We start from the raw sequence: 11,603 nt of genomic DNA on the forward strand, positions 1-11,603 counted from the left end.
GCCTTCCGCGCATGACATCGCCGCCCTTCACCATTCGCAGCGTCCAGGCTTTCGGCTATCGCTATCCGTTGACGACACACGTCATCACCTCGTTCGGGCGGATGGCGGATCGGCCAGCCGTTTTCGTTCGAGTCGAGGATACGGATGGTCACCTGGGTTGGGGCGAAGTGTGGTGCAATTTTCCAGCGCCGGGCGCCGAGCATCGTGTCCGGCTGGTCAACGAGGTGCTCGCGCCGGCCCTTGTCGGATTTAAGGCGCAGGAGCCGCCGGCCGCTTTCGAGCGCCTGACGCAGGGAACCTCGGTGCTCGCACTGCAATCCGGCGAAGCGGGTCCGTTCGCGCAGGCGATCGCCGGCATCGATCTTGCTATCTGGGATCTCCACGCGCGCCGCCAGAACGTTGCGCTGTGGAAGCTGCTCGGCGGATCCGGGAGCAAGATCAAGGTGTACGCCAGCGGCATCAACCCAGCCGGCTCAGAGCGAGCCGCAGAGGCAGCCCTCGCGCGCGGCTACCGCGCCTTGAAGCTGAAGATAGGATTTGATCCGTTGGCCGACCGTGCCAATCTGGCGGCCCTACGGCGGCTTGTTGGCGAAGGCCTGCTCGCCGCTGACGTTAACCAAGGCTGGACCATCGCGCAGGCGCTTGAGCTTGCTCCGCAGCTGGAGGCGTTCGGCCTTGGCTGGCTCGAGGAGCCGATCCGCGCCGACCGCCCGCGGCAGGAGTGGAAGCAGCTCCGCCAGATAATCAGCTTTCCGCTCGCGGCCGGCGAGAACATCGCCAGCCACGCCGGATTTGCCGAGGTGCTGAGTGAGCCGGTTCTCGGCGTTGTCCAGCCGGACATCGCAAAATGGGGTGGACTCTCGGCTTGCTCGGGCATCGCCCGCGATATCCTGCAGTCAGGCAAGATGTTCTGTCCACATTATCTTGGTGCCGGCATCGGACTTCTCGCATCGGCCCATCTTCTGGCTGGCATCGGTGGCGACGGGCTGCTGGAAGTCGATTGCAATGAGAACCCGCTGCGCGATCGCTTCTGTGGCCCCGTGCTTGATGTCCGGGACGGTGCGATCGAACTCGGCGACGGGCCAGGTCTTGGGCTCACGCCTGATCTTGCGTCGATCGAACAGTACCGGGCCGCGTGATGTCATCGCAGGGCTACGATTACATTATCGTCGGCGCGGGCTCGGCGGGCTGCGTGGTCGCAAACCGGCTGTCGGCCGATCCCGCCTGCCGCGTGCTGCTGCTGGAAGCCGGTGGATCGGACCGGAATTTTTGGCTCAGGCTTCCGGTCGGGTACTATCGGACCATCTACAACGAACGTTTCTCGCGCCTGTTCAGGACGGAGCCGTCGGAAGGCAGCGGCGGCCGCGCGATCGTGTGGCCGCGCGGCCGTGTGCTCGGCGGATCCTCGTCGATTAATGGCCTGATCTTCATCCGCGGCCAGCACGCGGATTTCGACGACTGGGAACGCCTTGGCGCCGATGGCTGGAGCTATCGTGACGTCCTGCCGTATTTTCGCCGCTACGAACGCTACCGCGGCGGCGAGAGCCAGTTTCACGGCGGCCTCGGCGAGTTCGAGGTCTCCGATCTCCGCAATGACAATCCGGCATCCAGGGCCTGGGTCGAGGCGGGCGCGCAGTTCGGCCTGCCACGCAATCCGGACTTCAATGGCGCAACCACGCTTGGCGTCGGCACTTACCAGCTCGGAATCGGGCGCCACTGGCGGACCAGCTCCGCCTCTGCGTTTCTGCAACCGGTTGCCGGCCGTCGGAACCTCTCCGTCATTACCCATGCGCACGTCAGCAAGGTCGTTTTTAACGGTAACGTCGCGACCGGCGTCGAATGGGTCAGCAAGGGACAGGTGCACCGCGCGACAGCCGATCGCGAGGTGATCCTGTCGGGCGGGGCGCTGCAGTCGCCGCAGATCCTCCAGCTCTCCGGCGTCGGTCCGGCTGATCTACTGCGCAAGCTAGGCATTCCCGTCGTTGCCGATGCTCCGGAAGTCGGCGCCAATCTTCAGGACCATTATCAGGCCCGGCTGATCGTCCGACTGAAGGAGCGGATCTCGCTCAACGATCAGGTCCGAAATCCGGTCGAGCTTGCGAGGATGGGCCTGCAATGGATGCTGGCAGGCAGCGGCCCGTTAACTGTTGGCGCAGGGCAGGTGGGCGGCGCAGCCTGCACCGAATACGCGGTCGGCGACCGACCGGATGTGCAGTTCAACGTGATGCCGCTGTCGGTCGACAAGCCTGGTGAGCCCCTTCACACCTATTCCGGATTCACGGCTTCGGTCTGGCAATGCCACGGAAAGTCGCGCGGCCGGCTTGCGATCAGCTCAACCGATCCATTCGAGCAGCCGCGGATCGCGCCGAACTACTTCGCCGAGGAAATCGATCGCAAGACCATCGTTGCGGGCCTGAAGATTTTGCGCGAAATCTATCAACAGAAGGCGTTTCGTCCGCTGTGGGACGTCGAGGTGGTACCAGGAGACGCAGCAAGAGATGATGCCGGGCTGTGGGATTTTGCGCGCACCACGGGTGGCACGGTGTTCCACTGTGTCGGGACCTGTCGTATGGGCCGGGACGAGCGAGCGGTGCTCGATCCGCAGCTGCGCGTGCGCGGCGTCGAGCGGCTCCGCGTGATCGACGCCTCGGTGATGCCGCAGATCACTTCGGCCAACACCAATGCAGCCAGCTTGATGATCGGCGAACGTGGCGCTGCGCTGGTCATGGCCTGATGGCGCGGCTCTGAATCGGGAGGACGAGATGGAATTGAGTTCCGACAGTCACGTCCCCAAATACGCGCAGATCGCCGACATCTTCCGCCAGCGGATCGCGCGCGGCGCCTGGACCCATGGCTTTCGCCTGCCAGCCAACGAAGACCTTGCGGCCGAGTTCGGCGTGTCGCGTGTCACGATCCGTCAGGCGGTCGAGCTGCTTGCCCGCGACGGCGTCATCGAGGCCCAGCAGGGACGAGGCACGTTTGTCACGGGCACCGTGCGGCAGGATCGCTGGCTCAAGGTCGAGACTACGCTGTCCGATCTTGCGGACATGTACCGCGACACCTCGCCGGAGATCATCAACATCTCGGAGAGCCGCAGTAATGCGCCGCTGCTTCCCGAAGACGGCAAGCCGGCCGAGAAATACGTCTTCATGCGCCGCCTGCACTCACGCCGGAAGCTGCCTTACTGCGTCATTTCCATCTATCTCGACGAGAAGATCTTTCGCAGGTCGCCAAAGCGTTTCCGCAATGAGACCGTGATCCCGATCCTCAACGATCTCAGGGATCCCGCGATCGCCAGCGCCCGTCAGACGCTGACGATCGGCACCGCGGATCTCGAGGCGGCGCGGCTGCTGCGCGTGCCGCTGAACTCGCCCGTGGCCGAAGTCCGTCGTGTCTTCACAACGAGCGACCGCACCGTGATCTATCTCGGCGAGGTCACCTATCGCGGTGATTTCGTGCGTATCGACATGGACCTGCGGCCGTAGAGCCTAATCCGCAAGAGCGCGGAGCGGCTTTCGGGCAAAGTCATGCTCAAACCCGGACTTTGACCGTCTACCGGGAAAACAATTCCTGGTTCCGACGTTCAAGTTCTTCGCCATAGGTCCGCAGCACGTGGGATTCGCTTAGCGTTCCGATCGCTGTCCGACTGTCAGCGCGGTCAACGACTGCAAGGACATCTGCCTCGCTGCGTTCGAAGGCTTTCAGGATCTCGCGAACCGACGTAGTCGGAAACAGGCATTCATCCTGTTGCTGCGCCAGCAATCCGAGCGGCTCGTCATCTCTGTTGGCGGCCGAATGCAGCGTGGCGGCCGGAACGATGCCGGCATAAGTCTCGTTGGGATCACGCAGCACGATCTGGCGTACCAGTGCCGGAGAAAACAGCCTTTGTGCCTCGCCGATCGGCATTGTCGTCGGGGCGTTCTCGAAGTCCGTCCGCATCAAGGAGGCAGCGCTCATTTGCCTGGCCCAGCCGATGTCTTGGGGGCCACGGATGACCTCGCCCCGCAAATGGAAGCGCCACGTCGCAAAGCTGTAGCCGAAAAGCTCGCGGACAATGAGCGCGCAGACGGATGATGCGACTACCGCACCAACGGTGACGGAGAAGTCGCCGGTGATTTCGAGCGCGAGACAGACCATGCTGAACGGCGCGCCCAGTACGCCGGTGCCCAGTGCAGCCAGCGCGGCAATGGCAGCGGTACCCGGTTGCAGGGCGAGCGTAGGAAAGAGGCCAGTCAGCACGATGCTGTAGAGTTGCCCGATCAACGCGCCGAGCAGCAGCGAAGCGAAGAAAAGTCCGCCACGAAACCCAGAACCGAGCGAGATGGCTGAGGCCAGGATCTTGAACACGATGGTCGTGGTGAGCAGGAGCCAGGTCGGATTGCTGACAAGCAGGATCTGCATCGCGCCGTGGCCGGCGCCCAGCACGGTCGGCGTCAGCAGAGCAAAACCGCCGAGCAGCAAGCCTCCGAGGATCGGCCGCATAAACCCCTTGAATGCCGCGATGCGCTGAAAGCACCGCTCTGAGAACGCGACTGCGAGCATGACGAGGATGCTGGCAAAAGCGCAGATGACGCCGATCAGCACGGTTTGCCCAATCATCTCGACGGACACCGGCGAGGGGAAGCCGGGCACCATCAGGAACGATTGGTGCGTCAATTGCCGCGCGACCAGCCACGCAGTAACAGCGCTTGCGGTAACGGGAACGAGTGCGGCGGAGGTATACGCGCCCAGCACGACCTCGAAGGCGTAGAAGGCGCCAGCCAGAGGTGCAGAGAATGCGGCGCTGATCGCGCCGGCGGCGCCGCAGGCGACCAGGAGCCGCATGTCGTTACGCCGGGCGGCCAGGCGCTGGCCGATATGAGAGCCGAACATCGCGCAGATCTGGGTATAGCCAGCTTCCAGTCCGACCGACCCGCCGAAGCCGTTGGAGAGCAGGGTCTGGACCGAGATTAGCAAGCTGCCGCGAAACGATACCCGGCCGCCATAGAGCGCGTTCGCCTCGATCGCGTCGGCGAGCTGCTGGCCCTTCACGCGCCGGGCGAAGTACAGCCCGATCAGCGCGAGCACCAGGCCGCCGAGCATTGGGATCAGCAGCGTTCGCTGCCAGGAAATCACACCGGTGGCGCTGAGATGTGCGTCGAAGGGAATATCGAACAGCAGCGCATGTGAAACCTGGCTGAGGCCCGAGATTGTGGCGACGAGAACGCCGCTGAGCAGTCCGACGACAATGGCGACCAGCACAAGGCCGGTCTCGCGATTGCGCACGAAGTTGCGCAGAAAGAGCGGCAGCAAACGGGTGCCGGGAGCTTGAGCCGGCTTAGCGGCATGTGGGGCTGGCGCCATCCTATACCGGATCCCGCGGCGGTTCAGCGCGCACGACACGGAAGCCGATGTTACTCGATGACGAATCGGGTGAATTGGAACTTCGCGCCGCGACGCGGTAGCGGTTGCAGTAGGATGCGTGGCAAAGGAAGGATCCGCCGCGCATCGAGCGGTTCGGGGCTAGTTCGCGGTTCAAGGGATCGTGAGATGTTGTGAGGCGGTGAGAACTCGGCGAAAAATAGTCCTCACACCATTCCCAGACATTTCCGGCGACATTGTGCAGGCCATACCCGTTCGGCGCAAAGGCGTGGACGGGCGACGTGCCGAGATAGCCGTCGTCCAGAGTGTTGCGGCTCGGAAAATCGCCCTGCCAGATGTTGCAGCGGTGCTCGCCGCCGGGCTGAAGCTCATTGCCCCATGGAAAGGTCGCGCTGTCGAGGCCGCCACGCGCGGCCATCTCCCATTCCGCTTCGGTCGGAAGCCGCGTGCACGACCACGCACAATAGGCCTGAGCGTCATTCCAGGAGACATGGACGACCGGATGATCGAGCCGGTCCAGAATGTTGCTCGACGGGCCCTCCGGTTGCGCCCAGTAAGCATGCAACACCCGAATCCACCAGGGCGTTTCGCGAATGCGCGCCGTTTGCGCCGTGTGCGTCTCTTCCGGCAGGAGCCCCTCGAAGACGAAACTCCAGCCGTAGCGTTCGGCTTCGGTTGTGTAGCCTGTGGCACGGACGAAGTCGCCGAACTGCAGGTTACTTACGGCGTGACAGGCAATAGCGAACGGCGACAGCGTGACGGGCCGCACCGGGCCTTCGCCATCTTCAACGAAGCCCCGGTCGGCAGATCCCATGTGGAAGGTCCCCCCAATCGGTGAGCTCCAGCGGCGCGGAATCGCAGTTGAACTCGGAACGATCGCCGGTTGTGCATCATCGGCCGACGCCGGGCCTTTGCCGGTGGCGCCTTGCGGGCAGCAATGCGAGCGGTCCTTCGTCATGTCCTACGTCTGCTTTTCTTCCTCCCAGAAGGCCGTGCCGCCCTCGGCCTTCATCAGTTCGAGAATCTTCTCGCGCGGGATCACGCCACAGCGATTGGCCCATTGCTGATACTGCGCCGCCATCTCGCGGACGCGATCCGGATGCTGCGCAGCCAGATCGTTCATCTCGGTGCGATCGGTTTCCATGTCGTAGAGTTCCCAGGGGCCGGGATATTTCCGCACCAGCTTCCACTTGCCGACGCGCACGGCCGCATTGCCTTCATGCTCCCAGAACAGCGGGCCGCGATTGCCATAGGCCGCCGCGAAAGATGGCACCAGGCTCTCGCCCTCGCAGGGCAAAATAGTGTTGCCGTTGTATTCACTGGGGTAGGTGGCACCGGTGACGTCGAGGATGGTCGCCATCACATCGGTGAGCTGGCTTGGATTGTGCCGCAGGCCGCCCTTCTCGGAGATGCCGCGCGGCCAGTGCACAATGAACGGCGTGGCGATACCGCCCTCGTGGACCCAGTGCTTGTAGAGCCGGAACGGGCTGTTGGAGAGATTGGCCCAGGCGGTGCCGTAACTCTGGTAGGTGTCTTCGCCGCCAGGCATAAGGCTTGGATCGTTGCCGAAGCGCACCGGCCTGCCGTCGCGGGTCTTTGCCTGAGCGATCATGAGCTGGTCGACCAGCTCCTTCGCGGTGACGCCTTCCGGAATGTCTTCGGCGCACGCGCCATTGTCCGAGAGGAAGATGATCAGCGTGTTGTCGATCTGGTCGGTCTCTTCCAGCGCCTTCAGGATTCGCCCGATGCCCTGGTCCATCCGGTCGATCTGGGCCGCGTAAACCTCCATGCAGCGCAGCGTCCATTCGCGCTGCTCGGCGTCGGTCCACGCGGGCTGGGTCGGATCGCGGTCCGTCAGGCGCCAGTTCGGATGGATGATGCCGTCCTCGACGAGGCGCTTGAGGCGTTCCTCGCGCAGCTTGTCCCAGCCGGCGTCGAAGCGGCCCTTGTATTTTGCTATGTCCTCGTCATGGGCGTGGAGCGGCCAGTGCGGGGCGGTGTAGGCGACGTACTGGAAGAACGGCGCGTTGGGCTTTTCCGCCTTGTGCTGACGGATGAAGGCGGCAGCCTGGTCGCTGATCGCATCCGTATAGAAGAACGACGGGTCCTTGACGGCCTCGTGCTCGATATTGTCGTTGCCGCGGGTCAGCGTATTCGGGTGATAGAAGCTGCCGGCGCCGATGATGGTGCCATAGAAATGGTCGAAGCCACGCTGCATCGGCCAGGCATCGGTCGGAGCGGTGAGGCTGCTTGCGATATGCCACTTGCCGCTGAGATAGCTCGTGTAGTTCTTGCTCTTGAGCGCTTCCGCGATTGTCACGCAACTCTTGTTCAGATTGCCCGCATAGCCTTCCGGACCGTTGCTATAGGTGAGGATACCGATGCCGGTCTGGTGCGGATGCAGGCCGGTGAGCAGCGAGGCGCGAGACGGGCTGCAGCGCGCGGTGTTGTAGAATTGTGAGTAACGCAACCCGTTCGCCGCAAGACGATCGAGGTTCGGCGTCTGGATCTCGCCGCCGTAACAGCCGATGTCCGAAAAGCCCATGTCGTCGTTGAGGATGAGCAGGATGTTGGGGCTGTCGGGAGTTTTGGCGCCATTCGGCATGTTTGTATCCTCGTTAGTGACGTTTGGCTTCGTCAGGAATGGCGGCGCGTCAGGCTGATGCTGAGGCTGAAATATTTCGGCAGATAAACGGCGCGGAGAAGCTCCAGTGCCCGTTCGTCCTTGCCGAAGGTGACGCGCTCGATCGCGAGCAGGGGCGAGCCGACCTTCACGCCGAGCAGTTTTGCGCTGCTGGCATCAGCGAGATCGCCGCTGATGGTCTGCTGTGCGTCCTTAATGGCGAAGCCGAGTTCGTCCTCGAAAACGCGATACATAATGATCGATATCAGATCCCGCTTCTCGAGCTCGAGACCGATGTCCGGCGGATAGAAGGCGTGCTCGATCGCGATCGGTATGTCATCCGCGAACCGCAAGCGCCTGAGTTGCCAGACGGCGCGCTCGCGCAGCTGCTCGCGAACGGCGGGATCATGGCGGTTGGTCATGCCCTGCTGCAGGATCTTTGCACCGGCCTGGTAGCCAGCGTCGCGGATGGTTTCCGAAAAACCCATGAGGTGGCCGACCCAGTTTTCGGGCTGGTTCGAGCGCAGAAAAGTACCGCGACCGCGCGAGCGGTCGAACATGCCTTCGTTCACCAGGGGAGCGATCGCATTGCGGATGGTGATGCGGCTGACGCCGAAGTGACGGCCGAGCTCGGCTTCGGTCATCAGGCGTCCGGCCGCGTCGATCAGCTTGCCGTCGCGCACCTGGCTGCGGATGGATTCGCGGATCCGGATGTGCAGGGGCATCGATGCCTCTGTGGCCACATCGCTGCCGAGCGGAGCGGGTTTCTTCTTGCGCGTTTGAACAGCCATGGTGTCAGAGCCGCATGCGGGTCGTGGGATCGAACAAGTGAATGTCCTGGGGACGGGCGGTGATCGAGATCGTGTCGCCCTCGCCGGGAATGTTGCCGTCGCTGACGCGCATGCGGATCATGGTGCCGGCGCAGTCGAGATCGAGCACGGCGGTATCGCCGAGATCCTCGATCAGGTCGACGCGTGCACCTAGTCCGCCTTCCGTCATACGCAAGGCGCCCGGACGAATGCCCACGACCACATCGCGCTCTCCGGAAATTCTGGCCGTAGTCTTGAGACGATGCCCGGCAATGATCACGTCGCCGTCGACATATCGGGCAGGAACGAGGTTCATCGGGGGATTGCCGATGAACCCGGCGATATCGATCGAGTTCGGACAGGCGAACACTTCTGCGGGCGTGCCGACCTGTTGTATTTCGCCACTCATGAACACCGCCATGCGGTCGGCGAGCGTCATGGCTTCTTCTTGGTCGTGGGTGACGTAGACGGCAGTCACGCCAAGCGAGCGTTGCAGCTTCTTCAGTTCGGCACGGGTCTCCAGCCGAAGCTTGGCGTCGAGATTAGAGAGGGGCTCGTCGAGCAGGAACAGGCGCGCCTTGCGCACGATCGCGCGAGCGAGCGCGCAGCGCTGCTGCTGGCCGCCCGAGAGCTGACCCGGCTTGCGATCCAACAAATGATCGATCTTCACTTTTCGCGCGGCATCCTTGACCGCGGGGGCGATCTCGGACTTCGGCAGCTTCGACATCTCCAGCGGAAAGGCGATGTTTTGGGCGACCGTCATGTGCGGGTAGAGCGCGTAGCTCTGGAATACCATAGCTATGTCGCGGTCGCGCGCATCGGTCGAGGTGACGTCCTTGTCGTCGATCAGCACGTGGCCGGCGGTTGGCGCATCTAAACCGGCGAGAATACGCAGGGTCGTGCTCTTGCCCGAGCCGGAGGGACCGAGCAGGGCGAAAAATTCCCCCGGCTTGATGTCGAAGTTTACGCCCTTGAGCGCGGTAAATTCGCCATGCATCTTGACGATGTTACGAAAACTGACCTGACCCTGGCCGCTCATCGGCGCCCTCCGCCTTTGACTGCACCGACCGTCAGGCCCTTCACGATATGCTTCTGCGCGACCACGCCAAGCACGACGACCGGAAGCATGGCGAGGACCGAGACCGCTGCGAGCTTGGCCCACAGCGTCTGCTCGACGGAGACGAAATTGAACATGGCGACCGTGACGGGACGCACCGTGTTGCCGCTCAGCACAACGGCGAACAGGAATTCATTCCACGCATTGAGGAATACGAACACGACGGTCACGGCTATGCCGCCGCGTACCTGCGGGATGATGATCCGCCACAGGGTTTTTAGCCGGCTGGCACCGTCTAGGTAGGCGGCCTCTTCCATCTCGAAGGGAATGTCTTCAAAATAGGAGACCAAGAGCCAGATCGCGAAGGGCAGGGAGAACGACAGATAGATCAGGATGATGCCCTGATAGGTGTCGATCCAGCCGATGTTTCGCAGCACCAGAAAGTAGGGGATAATGATGCCGACCGGCGGCAGCATCTGCGTCGCCAGGACATAGAAGCCCGCGAATTTCTTGCGGCGAAAGCGCAGGCGCGCCAGCGCATAGGCCGCAGGCACCGCCATCAGCATGGTGACGATGGTGGTGCCGACTGCGATGATTGTGCTGGAAAGCAGGTTCGGCAGGATCGATCCCGAGCCGAACAGTACATCGCGATAGGCGTCTAGCTTCGGCGTGAACACCAGCTTGGGCGGGTAGGCGAGCACATCGGAATCGGTCTTGAGCGAATTGAGCACGCTCCAGATGATCGGGAAGGCCCAGGCCAGCAGGAAGACCATGGAAATCGCGAGCAGGGCGATAATGCGAAGGCGCTTTGCCGTCACTTCGCCCTCCGCATCGCAAACAGGATACCGGAGATGATGATGGTCACGATCAGCAGCGCCACCGCGAGCGCCGAGCCGTAACCGATCGACAGCTCGGTGAAGGATTTGCGGTAGGCGTAGAGATTGAGGATCTCGGTCGCTGTGCCGGGGCCGCCAGCGGTCACGGTAAAGATCGCAGCAAACGCAGTCAGCGCCACCATGGTTCGCATGATGATGACCATCACGATCGCCGGACGGAGCAAGGGCAGGGTGATGCGGCGGAACCGCTGCCAAGCCGAGGCACGATCGAGCCGCGCGGCCTCATAGATGTCCTCGGGCAGTGACGCCAACGAGGCCAGCAGCACCATGAACGCAAACGGCGTCCATTGCCAAGTATGGATCGCGATCACCGAGACCATCGCAAGCGTGGGATCGCCGAGCCAGTTCTTGCTGCCGAGACCGGAGTTGATGGCGAGGTAATCGATAATGCCGAACTCCGGTGCCAGCATGAAGGTACGCCAGATCATGCCGACCACGGCCGGCGACAGCACGACGGGCAGGATCGCGATGACTCTGAACCAGCCTTGCCCGCGCTTCATGTCCATGACCAGCAGCGCCAGCGCCAGCCCGATGACGACCTGGAACGCCACGGTCGCCCCGGTGTAGACGAGGCTCACCAGCAGTGACGACCAGAAGCGCTCGTCGGAGAGCAGCACCTGATAGTTCTCGAATCCGACGAAGCCGTTGGTGAACGGCATCGCGAGATCCATCCGGAACGTGCTGGTATAAACCAGAAAGATCAGCGGAAACGTCGTCGTGGCGAGCAGCGCGAGAAATGCCGGCGCGAGCAAGGCTGCTGCAAACCGGCGCTCCCGCTGCTCGAGCACGCGGCCGTAATCGCTGCGAGGCGCATCGCTTGCAATATCGGCCGATGTCACCGCGGACGACGTCATGGC

The 11,603-nt window shown here is 62.9% G+C and carries 10 protein-coding genes; 3 read left to right on the top strand and 7 right to left on the bottom strand.

Annotation, left to right across the window (positions count from 1 at the left end):
* Positions 1 to 11 precede the first annotated feature (11 nt).
* Genes ABIB90_RS31985 through ABIB90_RS31995 form a run of 3 tightly spaced genes read left to right on the top strand, consistent with a single transcriptional unit; the run spans position 12 to position 3,485 of the window.
* Positions 12 to 1,139, top strand: coding sequence for a mandelate racemase/muconate lactonizing enzyme family protein (locus ABIB90_RS31985; RefSeq protein ID WP_354165106.1), 1,128 nt, complete (start codon positions 12 to 14; stop codon positions 1,137 to 1,139).
* Positions 1,139 to 2,734, top strand: coding sequence for a GMC family oxidoreductase (locus tag ABIB90_RS31990; protein WP_354165109.1), 1,596 nt, complete (start codon positions 1,139 to 1,141; stop codon positions 2,732 to 2,734). The genes ABIB90_RS31985 and ABIB90_RS31990 overlap by 1 nt, the downstream gene beginning before the upstream one ends.
* 28 nt (positions 2,735 to 2,762) lie before the next feature.
* Positions 2,763 to 3,485, top strand: coding sequence for a GntR family transcriptional regulator (locus ABIB90_RS31995; RefSeq protein ID WP_354165112.1), 723 nt, complete (start codon positions 2,763 to 2,765; stop codon positions 3,483 to 3,485).
* 67 nt (positions 3,486 to 3,552) lie between these two features.
* On the opposite strand, the gene ABIB90_RS32000 is transcribed toward ABIB90_RS31995, so the two are convergent.
* From ABIB90_RS32000 to ABIB90_RS32030, 7 genes are all read right to left on the bottom strand, one after another.
* The gene (locus ABIB90_RS32000; protein WP_354165115.1) at positions 3,553 to 5,343 is read right to left on the bottom strand and encodes a chloride channel protein; all 1,791 of its coding nucleotides are present in this window, start codon (positions 5,341 to 5,343) and stop codon (positions 3,553 to 3,555) included.
* A 1-nt stretch (position 5,344) separates the two neighbouring features.
* On the bottom strand, positions 5,345 to 6,319 hold the full coding sequence (locus ABIB90_RS32005; protein WP_354165118.1) for a formylglycine-generating enzyme family protein: 975 nt from the start codon (positions 6,317 to 6,319) through the stop codon (positions 5,345 to 5,347).
* 3 nt (positions 6,320 to 6,322) lie between these two features.
* On the bottom strand, positions 6,323 to 7,966 hold the full coding sequence (locus ABIB90_RS32010; RefSeq protein ID WP_354165121.1) for an arylsulfatase: 1,644 nt from the start codon (positions 7,964 to 7,966) through the stop codon (positions 6,323 to 6,325).
* A gap of 32 nt (positions 7,967 to 7,998) precedes the next feature.
* Positions 7,999 to 8,709, bottom strand: coding sequence for a GntR family transcriptional regulator (locus ABIB90_RS32015; protein WP_354202077.1), 711 nt, complete (start codon positions 8,707 to 8,709; stop codon positions 7,999 to 8,001).
* A 70-nt stretch (positions 8,710 to 8,779) separates the two neighbouring features.
* Positions 8,780 to 9,832 carry an ABC transporter ATP-binding protein gene (locus ABIB90_RS32020; protein WP_354165127.1) on the bottom strand — a complete coding sequence of 351 codons (1,053 nt, stop codon included), beginning with the start codon at positions 9,830 to 9,832 and terminating at the stop codon, positions 8,780 to 8,782.
* The gene (locus tag ABIB90_RS32025) at positions 9,829 to 10,668 is read right to left on the bottom strand and encodes a carbohydrate ABC transporter permease (RefSeq protein WP_354165130.1); all 840 of its coding nucleotides are present in this window, start codon (positions 10,666 to 10,668) and stop codon (positions 9,829 to 9,831) included. The genes ABIB90_RS32020 and ABIB90_RS32025 overlap by 4 nt, the downstream gene beginning before the upstream one ends.
* A complete protein-coding gene (locus ABIB90_RS32030; protein ID WP_354165132.1) occupies positions 10,665 to 11,600 on the bottom strand; it encodes a carbohydrate ABC transporter permease in 936 nt (311 codons plus the stop codon). The genes ABIB90_RS32025 and ABIB90_RS32030 overlap by 4 nt, the downstream gene beginning before the upstream one ends.
* Positions 11,601 to 11,603 lie beyond the last annotated feature (3 nt).

This window comes from Bradyrhizobium sp. JR4.1, from assembly GCF_040548605.1.
GTDB classification, from domain to species: domain Bacteria; phylum Pseudomonadota; class Alphaproteobacteria; order Rhizobiales; family Xanthobacteraceae; genus Bradyrhizobium; species Bradyrhizobium canariense.